Below are 18,889 nucleotides of genomic sequence, written 5' to 3'. Positions count from 1 at the left end.
TTTTTTTAACCGCTGCGTTATGCGAGACGAATGCCATCCTTTTCAATGACAATTCGGCCTTGCTTATACAAGCCACCAATCGTCTTTTTAAATGTGCCTTTACTGGTTCGGAACGCAGCAAAAATAGCCTCCGGCGATGACTTGTCATTCAAAGGTAGGAACCCGCCTTTTTTCTCAAGTAGATCAAGTACTTTTTCGCTCAAATCATCCATTTTGGCGACGCCCACTTTCTGTAACGACAAGTTGATTTTGCCATCTGGGCGCAGTTCTTTGATGTACCCTTTTAAGCGCTTACCGATGAAAACCTTGCCAAAAACATCCGATGAAAAAATCATGCCCCAATGCTTGCCGTCAATGATCGCTTTATAACCCAGATCACTACGTTCAGCGATCAGCAGTTCAACCTGCTGATTACACGTGTAATTAGCCGGTTCTTTGTCCAATAGTTTATTAAACTTCGTGGTACCAACAATACGACCCGACGCCTTATCGGTATAGACATATACCAGGATCGTTTGTCCTGCGCGTAAACGACTACGTTGCTCGCTGTATGGGATCAGCAGATCTTTGTCTTTAATCCCCCAACTGGCGAACGCACCCGTACTGTTTACGCCTTCAATTTTCATCAGCCCCCACTCGCCCACTTGAGCAATGGGCTCTTCGGTCGTAGCCACAAGCTGACTGTCTGAATCAAAATACAGAAACACATCCAGAGACTGCCCAATTTCTGTCCCTTCCGGCACATGTCTGTTTGGCAGCAGCGTGGTACCAAAGTCACCCGCATCCAGAAAAAGTCCAAAATCCGCGCGTTTTACCACTTCCAGGCGGTTTATTTGACCAACTTTAATCATTTTTTCTGTCTCATCTCAAATTTGCGGTGATTATACCTAAACTCTGATATCCTTGCTCTCTCTTCGAAAGGAATTTATCTATTTTTTCAGGGGCGCACTTTTGGTCACAGTTGATAAACACGATGGCATCACTCTCCGCATTTCTCACGCGCTGGCAACCAGCAAAAAGTGTCGATTAGATTGGTATCTGTTTGTCCCCGGTGAGTTGGGACTGACACCGGAAGTCACCTCCGAATCTGAGCTGTACTACGGCTCAATGCAGCAGAAACGTGCCTACTTCAGTGACAAGATACTTCTGCCTTTGGTACACAGTCGCCTGGCAAAACGGGGCCACCTTTCTACCACGCAATACCGGGTCAGCCTGAGCTTGTTCGCCTATCAGTACGTGATTGCTCTGGATAAGGCCGTTAGTGAGCTACGAAAAAATGAAGCGTCACCGGTCACCGAAGACGAAATTGATGAAATTATTGAGCTCGCACTCGATATTCTAAAACGCCTGCGCCGTAGTATCCCGTATGAAGAAAACCTCAAACGTTACTATGCCAATATTGATAATTACCTCTCTTGGTATACCGGTCAGAAATTCTTGGCGCTGGTGGCTCACCTGCCCCGCGAAGGTGACTACAAAACCATTAAAGAACGCCTGATCGCTATTGTTGAAAAAGAAGCCGCGCATCGTAAGCTCAACGAATACAATTCTCAAAGCGTGCGTGAAGATGTCACGCGCATGAGCAATAAAATGCGCCTGTTGCGTCGTTTGATTGAGCACCCGATTCTGCTTAAAGAGAAAACCATATCTCTGGGAAAAAATATGAAACGCGCAGTCAAAGGCTTTGCAACAGGTCTGGTGATGGTGTTTGTAACCATCACCGCCGTTCTAGCCCGAGACTATTGGGGAGAAATCACTGCTTCTTTCATCGTTGCCATGTCTTTGATTTACGCTCTGCGCGAAATTTTTAAAGACGACCTACGTGATGCCTTATGGCGTTGGATTCGCAGAGGCAAGCCTAAATGGCGTCGACGCTACATCGACCCGACGACCAACAAAACCGTCGGTCAGAAAAGCGAGTGGTTGGACTTTGAAAAACTCAGCGAGTTGCCAGACCGTATTCAGACAATCCGCAAAAAGCGCGTGGCACAACGTGAAGAACAAATCCTGCATTACCGCTCACACACGGAAATGTCGACCTCTAAATTCATGAGCGGTTACGAAGAAACACGGGAAACCATGTTTATTAACATGCGTTTCCTCACTCGGTTGATGGATAAAGGTTCAAACAAACTCTACGTACTGAATAATGGCCAGGTCACCAGAGAGTCGGTAGAGAAACGTCACCTGCTCAACCTTGTCGCCAAAGAGAACACTCTCAATGGCGAAGTGAAATACTATCGCTGGAAGATTGTATTAAACCGCAGCCGAATCGTGGCCATTGAACAAATTGAACTGGATGACTAAACCACTTTCTTCAGTGACAATGTCAATAAAAACTCTGCCATAGGCTCGTCACCATGTAATGTCGGACAGACGGCGGTGATTTTCACCGCCTGATTGACGCGCTCGCCCGAACGACATGTTTCATCCAGCATGGCATCAATCAGTGGGCCATCCTCACAAACAAAATGGACGTCAGCTTCTGGCCGTTTGAGGAACTTCCCTTCAACCGCTTTAAACGCTAGTGAAATCTTCTCGCCGCGTGACTCTGCTTTGCTCATCGCCATGAAGCCGCCAGCCACATCAGCACCAACAGCCAAGACGCCGAAATACATGCTGTTGAGGTGATTTTTGGTTTTCTTTTTCAGAGGAATACGGACCTCAACTTTACGCTCATCGAGGTGGAGGATTTTAGGACGGCACCACCAAATCAGCGGTACTTTAAAGAAGCCGAACAAACTGAGGTACAGGTTTGCTTTGCGTAGAGAAGAATTCATGACATCTGCCTGCCTTTAACTTGGTCAGACCAGTTGATAAAAAAACCAGCAAAATGTCAATGAAATGTTACAAATGGCGAGATGACAGTCTCTTATATTCTCCCCTCGCCATCGATTAAGTTACGCCGTCACTGCAACATCTATTCCTTGGTGTTCAACAATATAATCTTGCAGTTTCGGGTATTCTGCTAACGCCTGAATCAGTAATAACACTGGTTTAGACGATGAAGACGCGGCATGCACAGCAGTATCAATTAGCGTGAGCACCGCCTCATTTTCTGGGTCAAACAATGGGGTAAGCCCTTGATTTGTTTTATCCACTCCAAACGTAAACTCCGTGAGTGAATCCACATCAATTACGAGCCCATCAAAGTAGTGCAGCAAGCGTTCAGACAGTAGTGCAGCAGACGGCACATTAACACTGTACAACACTTTCAGCCCCTCAAGGCCTCTGGGTAGCCCCTGCTCTGCCAACAGATCAATGATTTTGGCTGCATCGGACAATGCGCGCACAAACGGTACCACAATTTGTATATCGTGACCGTTTTTACGCAAGCGTTTTATCACTTCGCATTCAAGCACAAAGGCAGGGCTATAACAGCGACTGGCAAAGCGGGAAACGCCACGTGTCCCCATTAACGGGTTATGCTCTTCTTTTTCGGAAGTATGCCCGCCAATCAGTGCAATATAGCTGCGACTATCTGCATCACTTAAAGCAACACGAATTGCCTGATGCGCTGGCTGGATCGCCGCTTCAATCTCACTCACCAGAGACTCAACCAGATGAACGCCTGGTTCGGCTTGGCCAACAATCGCATGCAATGCATCTCGCTCAGTATCTGATAGTTCCTCATCATCAGTATTGACGGCTGGGTGATAAAAAAGTTTGTCGAGAATAAGTTCAGAGAGTGACACATAAAGGTGTGACCCGCTGATGGCTTCGACATGTGTCGGATGTACACTTCCCGGCTGAATCTGGGAATGAATAGCATTTTGACTTTCGTGACTCATAACAGCTCCATGTGAATCAAGAGATTATCCGTTGAAAATAACCACAGAAACCGCACAACACAAGCCATAAGTGACATTTTATTTATTTAAAATGCATAAATCAGCAAACAAACGATTTCGTCCCAATTAGATTAGGGATAAGTAGTTTATTCCTAATCACAATTCCGTTATCTTTACTGCTTCGCAATAGATACAACAGGCTGCCTTATGCCATTAAAAACAGATGAATTGAGAACCCAGGCACTGGGGCCAATGCCAACACCGGCTGAATTGAGTCATGCTCATCCCATCACCGACGACGTAGCCGAGCGAATCGAACAATCCCGTCGCCAAATTGAGAACATTCTGACAGGTGAAGACAACCGCCTTCTTGTTATTGTAGGCCCTTGTTCTGTGCACGACACAAAAGCCGCGCTGGATTATGCACAACGTCTCGCAGCAATTCAGGAGCAGTACAAAGATCAACTGTTCATTGTCATGCGTACTTACTTTGAAAAGCCGCGTACTGTCGTCGGCTGGAAAGGTCTGATTACCGATCCAAACCTTGACGGTTCTTACGCGCTGGAAGCTGGATTGAACAAAGCACGTAAGCTTCTTCTGGATATCAATAAACTTGGTCTGGCTACCGCGACTGAATTCTTAGACATGATTACCGGCCAGTACATTGCTGATCTCATTACCTGGGGCGCGATCGGTGCACGCACAACTGAATCCCAAATCCATCGTGAGATGGCCTCTGCTCTGTCTTGTCCCGTCGGATTCAAAAATGGAACAAACGGTAATGTTAAAATCGCCATTGATGCAATTCGCGCATCGAAGGCTTCACACTACTTCTACTCTCCAGATAAAAATGGCCGCATGACCGTGTACCGCACCAGTGGTAACCCATATGGACACATCATTCTTCGTGGTGGTGATAAAGGCCCTAACTTTGACGCGACATCTGTAGAACAAGCGTGCCAAAATCTCGCTAAGTTTAATCTGCCACAGCGCTTGATCGTCGACTTCAGCCACGCTAACTGCCAAAAACAGCATCGCAAACAACTTGATGTTGCCAAAGACATTTGCGAGCAGATTAAATCTGGAAAAAACTACGTTGCTGGTATCATGGCAGAAAGTTTCATTGAAGAAGGCAACCAGCCAATGGATGACATCCATAGTCTTCATTACGGTCAGTCCATCACCGACCCTTGTCTGGGCTGGAATGACACCACAACGATGTTAGATATGCTAGCTGACGCAGTAAAAGCGCGCAGTTGATTTTTAAGAGGACAGATTCATGCCATCATTTGACATTATTTCTGAGATTGACGCGGTTGAACTGCGAAATGCAGTCGACAATGCCTCACGCGAGCTGTCTACCCGTTTCGATTTTCGCAACGTAGAAGCCAGCTTTGATATACAGAAAGACGACTCCGTCAAGCTAAGCTCCGAAGGCGATTTTCAGTTAAAACAGATGCGCGATATTTTGCGTGCTAACCTGACTAAACGCGGCGTCGACGTGAACGCGATGGAAGCGAAAGACGCAGAAGCTTCAGGAAAAAACTGGCACCAGCAAGTGGTATTCAAACAAGGTATTGATGCCGCCACAGCGAAAAAAATCGTCAAGCTCATCAAAGACGCCAAAGTGAAAGTACAGGCATCAATTCAAGGTGAGAAAGTTCGTGTGACGGGTAAAAAGCGCGATGACCTTCAAGCCGCCATCGCACTGATTCGCGAAGCAGAACTTGGCCAACCATTCCAGTTCGAAAACTTTCGCGATTAACCGAAATGAAAAACCGCCCTTTGGCGGTTTTTTGTTATCGAATTTCTCCTGGGCGTATGTGCGCATCATCCGCACCCAATAACGCATACTCCGACGAGTTGAGTGGCACCAGAACCACAATACGCAATCGCTCTGTTTTCGCATTTTCCAGTTTCAACGATAACTCGACACCATCTTTAAAGCCTTCTCGTTCAGCATCGCGGCGACACAGATCAATGAATGAGAATGGGCATCCATCCCGGTATAAAACCAGTTCAGCCTGTTGCATCAGACGCAACGCTTTCATAGGCAATAGTTCGACATCCTGACCATACTCAACCCAGGTACACTGTCCAGCATCATCCAGTGACTCATTCAGTGCCGATTGATAAAGCTGCTCTAACAACTCTCGGCTATTTGCTTGCTCAACTTTAGGGTTGTTTAAGAAGCTTTCCCAAAATTTACGACGCAAGTCCACAGACGGCAACGCTGACTTAATCGAGTTGCGCTTGGACGCCCCAAAATCTGCTAATAACCCCAGGTTTTGGGGCAACACAGATTCGATGGTTTCACGCAAATTTCGGATCAACACGGGCGATGCCCCACCACTCGAAATAGCGAGCTGTACCCGACCCCGGGTGATCATCGACGGGGTGATAAAATCACAATAAGGCTGATCATCAACTACGTTGACCAGAATGCCCGACTTTTTAGCGTCCGCATGTACCTGATGGTTCAGGTCCGGGTTATCTGTGGTCGCCCATACCTGAATGTAACGACGGTCAATGTACTCTGATGAATAGAAGGTCTTAATCCAGTGACACTTTCCTTCACCAGCCAAGCGTTGAAGAAACGGTTCAATCGTGGGTGACACAATCGTGACATCGGCTCCTGCGCGCAGTAAAGCATCGACTTTACGGCTGGCGACTTCACCACCACCAATAACCAGTACTGGTTTATTGTTTAAATCCAGAAAGAGAGGAAAGTACTGCATTTCATTCCTTGAATAAGGCTTTGAGCTAATCGGAGCATGCTAACAAAATTAGTGCATCAGCCACACCCCACCAAACCACAGAACAATATTTATCTCCAAATTTAAATCAAACTTTGGTTTATTATCCCGCTTAAATTTTATCGACCAAAATGTTAATAGAGTGTAAATACCCCTTATCAATCAATACATTCTGTTGCACCAATAATGCGCACTCTTGCACTATTTACATTCATGTAACATTTGTTCATTCTAACTATGGCAAGGATTTGCGTTTGAATACAAATATCTATGCTTATTCTGTATTTGAGAAAACACAATTCCTTACCTACGCTTATAAACGGTTGATTTGTATAAATGCAACTAGATTGAGTCAACCAATAAAACACAATACACAACATTCTATTCGTACGTTGTATCAGGGGTCACCTGGTTTAACATGGATCATACAGGAAGGATACAAATGGCAAATAAACTAACACTTATTGCATCAGTAGTAGCGGCATCGACTGCTTTGATGGCAACAAGCGCGCAAGCAGCAGAAAGCACTCTGGAAAAAGTCACCAAACAAGGTTTTCTAACTTGTGGTGTCAGTACCGGTCTGCCTGGTTTCTCTAACCCAAACTCGAAAGGTGAATGGGAAGGTATTGACGTAGAGTATTGTCAGGCACTTGCTGCAGCGGTGTTGGGCGACAAGACCAAAGTCAAGTATGTTCCTCTGACAGCAAAAGAGCGATTCACAGCCCTGCAATCGGGTGAGATCGATGTCCTGTCACGTAATACCACCTGGACACTTCAGCGAGACACGGCGCTGGGTTTGAACTTCGTGGGCGTCAACTACTACGATGGTCAGGGCTTTATGGTCAAAAAAGACCTGGGCATCAAGAGTGCTAAAGAACTGGATGGTGCATCAGTTTGTGTGCAGTCTGGTACAACAACAGAACTCAACCTGGCTGACTACTTCCGAAACAGCGGCATGTCATACAAACCCGTGGTATTTGATACCGCAGCTCAGACATCGAAAGGTTTCGATGCCGGACGTTGCGACGTGCTGACAACTGACCAATCGGGCCTGTACGCTCTGCGCCTGAATCTGGCCGATCCTAGCTCAGCCGTGGTACTACCTGAAATCATTTCAAAAGAGCCTCTGGGCCCAGTTGTACGTCAGGATGACGACAAATGGTTCAACGTTGCAAAATGGACGCTGTTTGCCATGGTCAACGCAGAGGAATACGGCATTACATCTAAGAACGCAGATGACATGTTGAAATCGAACGATCCTAACGTGAAGCGCATCCTGGGTGTCGACGGTCCGAAAGGTAAAGGCCTGGGCATTCGTGATGACTGGGGCTATCAAGTGGTTAAGCAAGTCGGCAACTATGGTGAAAGCTTCGAGCGCACTGTCGGCCAAGGTTCTCCACTGAAAATTTCACGTGGCGTAAATGCGCTGTGGAATGCAGGTGGCTTTATGTACGCTCCACCAATCCGTTAATGAAACACCAGAAACGGGCGGTTTAAAGCCGCCCTTTTTTCAAAAAATGGATTTGAGGTTATAGCTGTATGAAACCTGATAACAATATTGCCTCTAGGCCGGATAACGGATCAGCCAAGAGTACAAATCTCCTTTACAATCCCACCTTCAGATCGGTCGTGTTCCAAGTTATTGCTGTCGCAGCGCTGATCTTTTTCTTTTACACCATTGTTAACAATGCCCTTACCAACCTAGATGCGCGAGGCATCGCAACAGGTTTTGGATTCCTCAATCAAGAAGCTGGCTTTGGGATTGGCCTGTCGTTGATTGAATATAATGAAACCTTTACTTACGGACGAACTTTTATCGTCGGCTTACTGAATACCGCCCTGGTATCATTTTTGGGCATTATTCTCGCCACGGTGATTGGATTCGTTATTGGTATTGCACGACTGTCTTCTAACTGGTTGGTGAGCCGTTTCGCAGCCGTTTATATCGAGACATTTCGCAATATCCCCTTGCTACTGCAGATTTTCTTCTGGTACTTTGCCGTACTTCAGGCTCTACCAAGCCCGCGTCAGAGCCTCTCATTAGGCGAAGCTGTTTTCCTGAACGTTCGAGGTCTCTACTTCCCTGCTCCCGTATTTGAACAAGGTTCCAGTGTCGTGTTTATTACACTACTGGCCGGCATAGTGGCATCTGTCATTATCGGGATATGGGCTCGAAACAAACAGCGTCTAACGGGGCGACAAACGCCAATGGGACGCATCATTCTCACACTGTGCGTCGGCGTGCCTCTGGTGGTGTATTTCATCATGGGAGCTCCAATCAGCGCAAATTACCCAGAACTGAAAGGGTTCAACTTCCGCGGTGGAGTGTCCATCATTCCGGAACTGGCGGCGCTGCTACTCGCTCTGAGCATTTATACGGCATCGTTTATCGCAGAAATCGTTCGTTCCGGGATAAATGCCGTCAGCCATGGGCAGACAGAAGCGGCAATGTCTCTGGGGTTACCACGCGCTAAAACATTAAAGCTGGTCGTGATTCCACAGGCACTTCGTATCATCATCCCACCACTCACCAGTCAATACCTGAACCTAACGAAAAACTCGTCGCTGGCGATGGCCATTGGCTATCCAGACCTGGTGTCTGTATTCGCTGGTACGACACTGAACCAGACCGGTCAGGCAATTGAAATCATTGCAATGACGATGGCAGTTTACCTCACCTTGAGTTTGCTGACATCCGCTCTGATGAACCTATACAACCGTAAAGTTGCGTTGGTGGAGAGGTAATATGAAAGTACATCAATTTCAGCCAGACCTGCCTCCTCCGTCGAATACGGTCGGGGTGATCGGCTGGCTACGCAAAAACCTGTTTAACAGCCCGGCAAACTCGGTTTTAACACTGATTCTTGGTTATCTGGCTTTTTCAGGTATCTGGGCCGTCTTCGATTGGGCTATTCTGAGTGCCGATTGGGTGGGCACAACCCGTGATGCTTGCTCTCGCGATGGCGCTTGTTGGGTATTTATCAGTGTACGTTGGGATCAGTTTATGTTCGGCTTCTACCCTGAAGCTGAATTATGGCGCCCTAAGCTGTTTTACTTCACTCTGGCTGTATTTACCGCCCTGCTCGCTTACGAAAAAACGCCTAAACGTCTGTGGATTTGGCTCTTTTTTGTCAATGTTTACCCGTTCTTAGCAGCAGCGCTGTTGTACGGCGGCGTATTCGGGCTTGAAGTGGTGGATACCCATAAATGGGGTGGTCTGCTGGTTACACTGATCATTGCACTAGTCGGTATTATCGTCTCCTTACCGATTGGCGTCGCACTGGCTTTGGGTCGTCGCTCTGAGATGCCAATCATTCGCAGCATCTGTACCGTCTACATCGAAGTATGGCGTGGGGTTCCGTTGATCACCGTGCTGTTTATGGCTTCGGTGATGCTGCCTTTATTTCTGACTGAAGGGTCTGAGACCGACAAACTGCTCCGGGCGTTAATTGGTGTCGTGATGTTCAGTGCCGCATACATGGCAGAGGTGGTGCGCGGTGGCTTGCAGGCAATACCAAAAGGACAGTACGAAGCCGCCGACGCGCTTGGGCTGACCTACTGGAAAAAAATGGGGCTAATCATCCTTCCTCAGGCGTTGAAAATCACCATTCCTTCGATTGTGAACACGTTTATCGGCCTGTTTAAAGATACCAGCCTGGTATTGATTATCGGGATGTTTGACGTCCTGGGGATTGGTCAGGCGGCCAACACCGACCCTGACTGGCTGGGCTTTGCCACAGAAAGTTATGTATTTGTCGCGTTAGTGTTCTGGGTGTTTTGTTTCGGCATGTCGAGATATTCGATCTGGCTAGAAAACAAACTTCATACCGGTCACAAACGATAGTTAATCAGCTCAAGGACGTATTATGACGCAACAACAAGACTACATGATCCAAATTAAGGACATGAATAAGTGGTACGGAGAGTTTCACGTGCTGAAAAACATCAACTTAGATGTTAAAAAAGGTGAACGAATCGTTATTTGTGGCCCTTCTGGTTCAGGAAAATCGACCATGATTCGCTGCATAAACCGCTTAGAGGAACATCAGAAAGGTCAGATCATCGTGTCAGGAAACGAACTGACCGAAGACTTAAAAAACATCGAAGCGGTGCGCCGTGAAGTCGGCATGTGTTTCCAGCACTTCAATTTGTTCCCGCACTTAACCGTTCTGGAAAACTGCACTCTTGCGCCAATTTGGGTGAAAAAAATGCCTAAGCAGGAAGCAGAAGCCGTCGCGATGAAATACCTTGAACGGGTCAAAATCCCGGATCAGGCCGATAAATACCCGGGCCAGTTATCTGGTGGTCAGCAGCAACGTGTTGCTATCGCCCGCTCATTGTGTATGAACCCTCAAGTGATGTTGTTTGACGAGCCAACGTCAGCACTTGACCCTGAAATGGTGCGCGAAGTGCTTGATGTTATGGTCGAATTAGCCGAAGAAGGCATGACCATGCTGTGTGTCACTCATGAGATGGGCTTTGCCAAAGAAGTGGCCGACCGGGTGATATTCATGGATGCCGGCGAGATAATCGAAGAAAACAATCCCGTTGATTTCTTCGAGAATCCACAGTCGGACAGAACACAAAACTTCCTCGCTCAGATACTTCATCATTAACAAAAATATGATAACTAATTGAAAAGGCGATATTCATCGCCTTTTTTCATTGTTATATTGTGTTACATCTTGGAAAATACACACTTGAATATTTCCATTATTATCTAACGTATAGACATTAGGCTGAATCTTGAAATCGGGAACTTTCAGCCCCATAAATGTACATATAAACATAGCCCTTTCATGAGGAAGATTATGAACAATTCTATGTATTCACGTACCGCGACTCGCGAGAGTGCGATCCAGACAAACAAAGTTCTGCGTAACACCTACGCATTACTGTCGATGACCCTGCTGTGGTCAGCGGTAGTGGCTGGTGTGTCCATGGCGCTGGAGCTTCCTCGCCCTGGCATTATCATCATGCTGGTTGGTTTTTACGGCTTGCTGTTCCTGACAGAGAAAAACCGCAATAACGGTTTGGGCCTGGTATTCACCTTCCTGTTCACAGGTTTCCTGGGTTACACGGTCGGTCCTCTGCTTAACATGTACATCGGCGCCGGCATGGGCGATGTTGTATTAACTGCTCTGGGCGGAACCGCCTTATCCTTTATGGCGGCATCTGCGTACGCTCTGACCACAAAACGGGACCTGTCTATGATGGGTGGCCTGATGTTATCTCTGTTTGTTGTACTGGTCGTTGGTATGATCGCCAGTATCTTCATTCAATCTACAGTTCTGCACCTTGCCATCAGCAGCCTGTTCATTGTGTTCTCTACAATGGCGATTCTGATGACAACTCAAGGCATCATCCGTGGTGGTGAGACAAACTACATCTCAGCAACAGTGACTCTGTATGTGTCGATCTACAACATCTTCATCAGTCTGCTAAGCATTCTTGGCATTATGAATGATGACTAATCGAACAAATTGATGCAAAAAAAGCCCGAAGGTTAATCTCCTTCGGGCTTTTTCTTTTCCGGTAGTTGAGCCGACCAGCAAAGGTAAGCTACCCTATTAGAGTTGTAGTTTTTCGGACAGAGATCATGTTTGAATATAAAGGTAAAAACATTGAAACCGACGCTCAGGGATACCTGCTTGACCATACACAGTGGGACGAAGGTATGATCCTGGTTCTGGCAGAGCAAGAAGGGATTGAATTAACCGATGCCCATTTGGAAGTCATTCACTTCGTGCGCGATTTTTATGAGGAATTTAATACCTCTCCCGCGGTTCGCATGTTGGTAAAAGCCATGGAAAAAGCGCACGGTCCCGAAAAAGGTAATAGTAAATATCTGTTTAAACTGTTTAAACAAGGCCCAGCCAAGCAAGCGACAAAGCTGGCCGGTTTACCGAAACCTGCGAAATGTCTGTAAGGTTTGCTACAGAATTTCAAACCCTTTGAACTCCTTATAGACCGCCTCTTCTCTTTCCAGGCGGTCTACCGTTGCCATCTTCGGTCCATTATTCAGCCATTGAGCCAACGCTTCTATGCTCTCTTCCTGACCACAAGCCATGACTTCGACGTCCCCATTTGACAGATTTTTAGCATAACCGGTTAATCCAAGACACAGGCCTTCATAACAGGTGTGATAACGAAAACCAACTCCCTGAACCACACCAGAGACTATAAACTTAACGCATTTCTGTTCCATATCGTACGCCTCCTCTCTTCGTGAGTAATACATTTGCCAACGTCTGTTGCCCCGCTCACTATGAAAGTGAATCTCTCATTGGGGTATTATGAAACAGGCTCCATTTCGTTGAATCGACAAATATCTCATTCACCTGAAAATTCAATAAAAGTACCGTCTTCTTATCTTACCTCTTCGCGCCTTTGTTCTATTCACTCTGGTATTAAATCGCGCCACTGACAAGCTGCTCGATAAACTTTATCAAGAAGAACGAATAATGCAGCAACCATGGCGACAAAACATTCAAGTGGTTCTGGTCCTTAAAAGATGCACCACTAAAGCTCCAGAATTCCGCAAGTATGCAACTCTTTTTGTTCGTATTTCATTTGCTTTTGTATAGCGCTTCCCGGACAATATGCCCCCTTTCAAACAGCCCAATATGAGTATTGAAATGACCCCGGCAATTCATCTTGTTAAAGGACGTGACAAAAGTCTGCGTCGCAAACACCCTTGGATCTTCTCACGTGGCATCCTGCGAGTAGAAGGCGAGCCAACGCTGGGCGAAACGGTCGATGTTTATGCTCATGATGGACAATGGCTGGCGAAAGCCGCGTACTCCCCCCATTCACAGATTCGAGCTCGCGTCTGGAGCTTCGATAAAGTCAGTATCGATACTGACTTCTTTGTGCGTCGCATTCAGGATGCCCAGCTCTTGCGCGAAGATATCATTCAGCGAGACGGATTAACGGGCTATCGTCTGATTGCTGCAGAGTCCGACGGCTTGCCGGGTATCACCATTGATAAATATGACCACTTTCTGGTATGCCAACTCCTGAGTGCCGGTGCTGAATACCAAAAAGACAAACTGGTTGCCGCTCTTACGCAGGTTTTTCCGGATTGCAATATTTACGAGCGTTCAGATGTGTCTGTACGTAAAAAAGAAGGCTTGGAGGAGACGACAGGTGTACTCCATGGCGAAGAGCCACCAAAATCGGTCGTTATTGAAGAGAACGGCGTAAAGATCAGTGTCGATATTGTAGGTGGACACAAAACCGGCTTTTATCTTGATCAGCGTGATAGCCGTCAGCAAGCCGTGAAATACGTACAGAACAAAGAAGTATTGAACTGCTTTTCATACACTGGCGGATTTGGTTTGTACGCACTAAAAGGTGGAGCAAAACGTGTAATTAACGCGGATGTATCTCAACCGGCCTTGGATACAGCCAGGTACAACGCCGAGCTGAACGAGTTTGATATTTCTAAAAAACGTGCGGTATTTTTGAATGCTGACGTCTTTAAACTGTTGCGTGAATATCGCGATCAAGGTACTCAATTTGATGTGGTCATTATGGACCCACCTAAGTTCGCTGAATCGAAAGCACAGCTCAACGGCGCCTGCCGAGGCTACAAAGACATCAACATGCTCGCCATGCAGATTCTTAAACCGGGTGGCACACTATTAACGTATTCATGTTCGGGTTTGATGGATCAGGTATTATTCCAGAAAATCATCGCCGACGCCGCATTGGATGCCAAGCGACAAGTGAAGTTTGTTGAGCGTTTTGAGCAAGCGGCCGACCATCCGACTGACAGTGCGTATCCTGAAGGTTTCTACCTCAAAGGTTTTGCCTGCAAAGTACTTTAAAGTCAGCAAAACTCGCATCAAAAAAGGGCCTGAATCAGGCCCTTTTTATATCGTTAGCTATCTACGTTATGCTTGGTGAGCGAGTTTAATACATCCTGAGCAAACCCGGACGGATCAGCACTGATCATATCGCTGAATGCATCTGCGCCATTCTTGATCACAATAGTTTGACTCTCACCAGTCTCTCCATGTGGAATATCCAGCGTTAAATCATTACCCGAAATTTCCACCTGAATCGAACTCAACAGCTCATCCATAGTGTTGTGACCTGTCTCGCCAACGATGTCACTGAAGTCGAGGACATCTTCACCGCGTTGGAAATCTTCGACCACATCGGTGCCGTTATCCAACGAGCCTTCTGTCCACTTAAAGATATCGGCATCAGCACCACCAGTCAGGATGTCATCACCTAATCCACCGATTAAGGTATCCTGCCCCGTACCGCCAATCAGAATATCGTTACCGAGCCCGCCATCGAGCGTGTCATCCCCACCCTGACCGAACAGAATGTCATTGCCCTCACCTCCGACAAGCGTATCCGCTTTGTCGTTGGTGCGGGATTGATCAAACTCTTCAACATGTTCACGAATGTACTCGTGAATGTCACGGGCGTTGACGGCTGAAAGCTCTTCTCCGGTTTGTGCGGCGACATACTTTTGAATCGCCGGAACGCCCTGGCCACTGATACCATCAAACTGCACCAGGTCACCGAAGAGAATATCATCCCCTGACTTCGCGTCGATCGTGTCTCCACCTTGCAGCAAATCGATCTCTTTACCCAGAATGACATTCGACAAGTCAGACACATCAATGGCAGTATCCACAACACCATCACTGTCGTAGTCGTCCAATGTATCCTGATCTAAGTAGTAACCAATACCAATAGCTTCTACAGAAGACATCAGTGCCAATAGCTGATACATATGCTGGCTTTGCTGAGTCACGTTAGCGCGATCGTAATAGTCATAAGAAATATTATTCTTACTCATATCCCCCAAGCGCGCCCCCGTCAATGGAGAGTACAGTTTACCGTTTTTATCGATGATCTCCTGACCTTTGTACATCACCACACCAGAGGTATAATTGCTCGGCAGAATGTCTGCCAGAGTAATCAGTTTGTTATTCGCCGCATCATAATCCAAATACAGCTCATCAAACTGGTACGCATACAGATCATCTTCTGTCGCATACTGTGGCTCCCCGTCAGAAATAAAGTAGGTAATGTTATTACCGCCTTCCTGAGTGGCGAACCAATCTACAGCACCTTTAAACGCTGCCTCATAGTTAGTATTGCCAGATCCTTGGTCACCGATCTGATTCAATGCTGACACAAACTGAGAACGTGGGTCCGATGAGCTCAAATCAACAGATACAGAGTGATTGAGCCCGGTAGAAAAATCAGTGATCAGAACATTAACCTGACCAGCATGATCACCCTGAGCACTTTCAAGTAAGGTATCGAATACCACAAGTAACTCAGACTTCGCCGTCTCAACATCCCATCCCATACTGCCGGAAGTATCGAGAACAAAAGCGATATTATAGTCTTCACCGGCCACAATCTGCAGGCCACGGACGTCACCCACAATCAAATCATGCTCTTCGGAGCCTTCTATTGTGTCATCACCATAAGACCCGGTTGATAGTACGTAGTCACGGAAAGAAAGGTTTTCCGTCACGCTTTGTTCCGCCGTGTCATTGTTTGAGTTTTCGACCGAAGCCGCGGTCACCTCAATTGGAAAATCAAGTGTTCCCTGATAATTGTACGGCACCTTCAACTCAAACGAAGCGTCACCATCATTATCGAGTGATAGCGTATATGCACCGTCACTGCCGCGCGTAACCTCCTGGCCGTTCACCAACAAGCTAACACCATCTGGAATACCTGTGATGACGATATCGTCGTTTAGCGTCTCACTGCCATCGGTATCCACCAATGCCACATCCACCTCAACCGGAATGACTTTATCCGTTAAAATTTCATGGGTACCATCGGGGTGCAGTTCAATAATGCCATCTTTAAAGTAAAGACGTTCAATACCATACAGGTGATCGCCATCGTCAGTGTGTGGCGAATTATCACTGGACGTATCACGTTCAAGACTATCTTTTACTAGCCAGTAAGGTTGATCCGCGTGCTCATAACCACGGTATTCAATCACGTACTCGCTAACGCTTCCCTGATACACCACAGAGTCGATTGCTGTCTCACTATCCTGAGAGCCATTACCACCATAAAACGAGTCGTTACCGCTGGTGCCGATAAACATGTCGCTGCCTTGCTCATTGACGTTTGCCGCTTGAGTATCACCAACAAAACTCTGAGGTGCAGCGCCATCAGGAGCAATCATCAAGTCATTACCAGCATTACCATTATTAAATGCTGGCGCAGTATCGACATGTTCAAACGCAATACCTCCAATGTTCAGGTTTCCAGTATTAATCTGCTCACGGATGTCTTCAGGTAGCGTACTGAAATCAGGCACTGCATTCACTTGTTGCAGATCCCCGACATTCACTGAAATTAATGGAGCATCAGCTACCGCTTCTACCGAGATATCGAGCGTCGCGGTTTTCCCTGTATTCGTGGTGTATACAATTGTCGGTACGTCACCAGACCAGTGCTGACTTGGAACAAACTCATAAGAACCGTCAGGATTCAGTGTCAAAGCACCTTCGTTCAACGCTACAGTGTCACCGCTTGGGTGTTCTACGCCATTCACTTCGAATTGAACAACGGATAGTGCGGAATCTGGGTCTGTATCATTAGCCAGTACATTACCAGAAACCGTCGTGTCCTCCTGACCCAAAGCCGAATCATCCTGAGCAATGGTCGGTACATTCGGATAAACAGTGACATCAATTTGGGCAACTGAACTCGCCGTACTGTCAGAGTAATGTTCGCTCGCAGTGGATGTAACAGTGATGGAAAAATCATCACTGCTGCCTGCTGGCGGAAGTACTGACAAGCTGTCCAAATCCCAATCGGTGATATCAACCACTTGACCGGAGTCAGTCATTTCGAATTCGTTTACGCCATCACTCAGTGTCGCTCCAACAGGCAACCCCTCCAGAGTAAGAGTCAAAGTTTCAGAGTCGTCACTATCCACTAAACTGCTGCTGATTTCAGATAATGGAATGCGAGTATCCTGAGCTCCCTCATTCACGCCGTATACCTGATACACTTCAACACCATCCACAGACATCAAATCCGAAGTTCTGATATCCGTCTCCTGTAGCGCTTGTGCATCCGTCACAACAGATAAGTGGCTGTTACTAAGGTCAACGGCGTCCTGGCCATCGATTTTAACGTTGAGATCAAAATTACCTGGGCCGCTCTGATTATGATGATAGATGGAGATCGGGTAGAACCCGGATACAGTTGGTGTAAAGCTGTCTCCCTGAATGGAGCCACTGTTGCTCCCCCAACGTGCGACATCGGTCATTGCCCCACCAATGAGCAGAGCAAAACTGTCATCCGCATTGCCGACAAAGTCATAACTTACGCCAGCTTCCAGATAGGCAAGACCTGTGATCAGTACCGCAGTATCTGCTGGGGTCGCATTCGTACCCAGTTGTTGCGCATTCGCAATTTGAGACGTTGCTGCGTTTTCTGAGCTCAACGCATTAATCGCGTTGACTAGGGTACTGCCCTGAACACCGTTTCCTCCATGGCCTCCGATGTTCACACCAGACCACGTAGAAACGTTGAAATTCTGCTGAGGTAGGGCTAACTCTGGGTTTGTGACGTCCAGATTTGGCTTATCGGCAACCGGGGTCACATCGATTGAGATAGACACCTCGTCTCCGGTAACATCACCATCAGTAGGTTTAAAACTAAACTGTGCATAGTCTTGATGTTGATCGCCAACACCGGCCTGTTCGTGCTGATCATAACCTGATTCGTTCAACTCTGGCGTGAAACGGACCTTGCCGCTGTCAAAATCTGATTTGCTCAGGATCTGATCCATTGCAACGAGCTGCCAAACGCCATTTGAATCCTGATATTCAAGCGTGCCATTTGCTGGAAGAGCCGTGGCCTGAACTCCAAGTTGGTCATCTGCTGTATCGATATCTGAAACACCCATCTGCGACCATGCGATCAACACTGATGTGTCTTCCAGAGTTTCAATCACTGTTGGTGATGCTATAGGCGTATCGTTCACCGGTGTGACGTTAATCGCCACAGTCGCGGTTTCAGTGACCCCACCGGAAGTGACCGTATAGGTAAAGCTGTCCGCCCCGTTGTAATTGTCGTTCGGTGTGTAGGTGATGGTGCCGTCGGCGTTCACCATAATGCTGCCGTTCGATGGTCCCTGGCCTGGCGCCACGCTGACCACTGGCGTGCCTTCGAAGCTGTCGTTGCCCAGCACGTTGATGATGGTTGGCGTCTCTTCCACCACGTCGGCACTGTCGTCTGCAATATCCACCACAGGCAGCACCGTAAAGTCGACCGCCTGACTGACCGATTCGCCACTTGGATCGGTGGCGGTGAACGTCAGGGTTTCGC

16 protein-coding genes are annotated in these 18,889 nt (G+C 47.1%); 10 read left to right on the top strand and 6 right to left on the bottom strand.

What is annotated here, in order from left to right; all coding sequences use genetic code 11:
- Positions 1-17: 17 nt before the first annotated feature.
- Complete coding sequence (locus VPR01S_RS00080) at positions 18-851, bottom strand: CvfB family protein (protein WP_021703236.1); 834 nt, start codon at positions 849-851, stop codon at positions 18-20.
- Positions 852-951: 100 nt separating this feature from the next.
- On the opposite strand from VPR01S_RS00080, the gene VPR01S_RS00075 reads away from it, so the two are divergent.
- On the top strand, positions 952-2,307 hold the full coding sequence (locus VPR01S_RS00075; protein ID WP_021703235.1) for a hypothetical protein: 1,356 nt from the start codon (positions 952-954) through the stop codon (positions 2,305-2,307).
- Here the strand turns inward: VPR01S_RS00075 and VPR01S_RS00070 are convergent.
- On the bottom strand, positions 2,304-2,780 hold the full coding sequence (locus VPR01S_RS00070) for a PaaI family thioesterase (protein ID WP_021703234.1): 477 nt from the start codon (positions 2,778-2,780) through the stop codon (positions 2,304-2,306). The genes VPR01S_RS00075 and VPR01S_RS00070 overlap by 4 nt on opposite strands.
- A 120-nt stretch (positions 2,781-2,900) precedes the next feature.
- A complete protein-coding gene (locus tag VPR01S_RS00065; protein WP_021703233.1) occupies positions 2,901-3,791 on the bottom strand; it encodes a putative PEP-binding protein in 891 nt (296 codons plus the stop codon).
- A gap of 207 nt (positions 3,792-3,998) precedes the next feature.
- Here VPR01S_RS00065 and VPR01S_RS00060 point away from each other — a divergent pair, with 207 nt between their 5' ends.
- Both VPR01S_RS00060 and VPR01S_RS00055 read left to right on the top strand, forming a co-directional pair.
- A complete protein-coding gene (locus VPR01S_RS00060) occupies positions 3,999-5,051 on the top strand; it encodes a 3-deoxy-7-phosphoheptulonate synthase (RefSeq protein ID WP_021703232.1) in 1,053 nt (350 codons plus the stop codon).
- 19 nt (positions 5,052-5,070) lie between these two features.
- Positions 5,071-5,556 carry a YajQ family cyclic di-GMP-binding protein gene (locus tag VPR01S_RS00055; protein ID WP_021703231.1) on the top strand — a complete coding sequence of 162 codons (486 nt, stop codon included), beginning with the start codon at positions 5,071-5,073 and terminating at the stop codon, positions 5,554-5,556.
- Between the two features lie 34 nt (positions 5,557-5,590).
- Here VPR01S_RS00055 and VPR01S_RS00050 read toward each other — a convergent pair whose 3' ends face one another.
- Complete coding sequence (locus VPR01S_RS00050; protein WP_021703230.1) at positions 5,591-6,529, bottom strand: precorrin-2 dehydrogenase/sirohydrochlorin ferrochelatase family protein; 939 nt, start codon at positions 6,527-6,529, stop codon at positions 5,591-5,593.
- A 460-nt stretch (positions 6,530-6,989) separates the two neighbouring features.
- On the opposite strand from VPR01S_RS00050, the gene VPR01S_RS00045 reads away from it, so the two are divergent.
- The 6 genes from VPR01S_RS00045 to VPR01S_RS00020 all read left to right on the top strand — a co-directional run bounded on the left by VPR01S_RS00045 (position 6,990) and on the right by VPR01S_RS00020 (position 12,476).
- Positions 6,990-8,018: an amino acid ABC transporter substrate-binding protein gene (locus tag VPR01S_RS00045; RefSeq protein ID WP_021703228.1), complete on the top strand. Its 1,029-nt coding sequence runs from the start codon at positions 6,990-6,992 to the stop codon at positions 8,016-8,018.
- A 68-nt stretch (positions 8,019-8,086) separates the two neighbouring features.
- Positions 8,087-9,292 carry an amino acid ABC transporter permease gene (locus VPR01S_RS00040; protein WP_021703227.1) on the top strand — a complete coding sequence of 402 codons (1,206 nt, stop codon included), beginning with the start codon at positions 8,087-8,089 and terminating at the stop codon, positions 9,290-9,292.
- A gap of 1 nt (position 9,293) precedes the next feature.
- Complete coding sequence (locus VPR01S_RS00035) at positions 9,294-10,391, top strand: amino acid ABC transporter permease (protein ID WP_021703226.1); 1,098 nt, start codon at positions 9,294-9,296, stop codon at positions 10,389-10,391.
- Positions 10,392-10,413: 22 nt separating this feature from the next.
- The gene (locus VPR01S_RS00030) at positions 10,414-11,163 is read left to right on the top strand and encodes an amino acid ABC transporter ATP-binding protein (protein ID WP_021703225.1); all 750 of its coding nucleotides are present in this window, start codon (positions 10,414-10,416) and stop codon (positions 11,161-11,163) included.
- 195 nt (positions 11,164-11,358) lie between these two features.
- Entirely contained in the window at positions 11,359-12,021 is a 663-nt protein-coding gene (locus tag VPR01S_RS00025) for a Bax inhibitor-1/YccA family protein (RefSeq protein WP_021703224.1), read from the top strand.
- A 125-nt stretch (positions 12,022-12,146) separates the two neighbouring features.
- Complete coding sequence (locus tag VPR01S_RS00020; RefSeq protein ID WP_021703223.1) at positions 12,147-12,476, top strand: TusE/DsrC/DsvC family sulfur relay protein; 330 nt, start codon at positions 12,147-12,149, stop codon at positions 12,474-12,476.
- A 6-nt stretch (positions 12,477-12,482) separates the two neighbouring features.
- Here VPR01S_RS00020 and yccX read toward each other — a convergent pair whose 3' ends face one another.
- On the bottom strand, positions 12,483-12,755 hold the full coding sequence (gene yccX / locus VPR01S_RS00015; RefSeq protein WP_021703222.1) for an acylphosphatase: 273 nt from the start codon (positions 12,753-12,755) through the stop codon (positions 12,483-12,485).
- 430 nt (positions 12,756-13,185) lie between these two features.
- Here yccX and VPR01S_RS00010 point away from each other — a divergent pair, with 430 nt between their 5' ends.
- Positions 13,186-14,379, top strand: coding sequence for a class I SAM-dependent methyltransferase (locus tag VPR01S_RS00010; protein WP_021703221.1), 1,194 nt, complete (start codon positions 13,186-13,188; stop codon positions 14,377-14,379).
- Between the two features lie 53 nt (positions 14,380-14,432).
- On the opposite strand, the gene VPR01S_RS21915 is transcribed toward VPR01S_RS00010, so the two are convergent.
- The coding region (locus tag VPR01S_RS21915; protein WP_021703220.1) for a tandem-95 repeat protein at positions 14,433-18,889 on the bottom strand (4,457 nt) is incomplete at its 5' end.

The organism is Vibrio proteolyticus NBRC 13287, assembly GCF_000467125.1.
Taxonomy (GTDB): Bacteria; Pseudomonadota; Gammaproteobacteria; order Enterobacterales; family Vibrionaceae; genus Vibrio; species Vibrio proteolyticus.
This window is presented reverse-complemented; position numbering and strand designations above follow the sequence as displayed.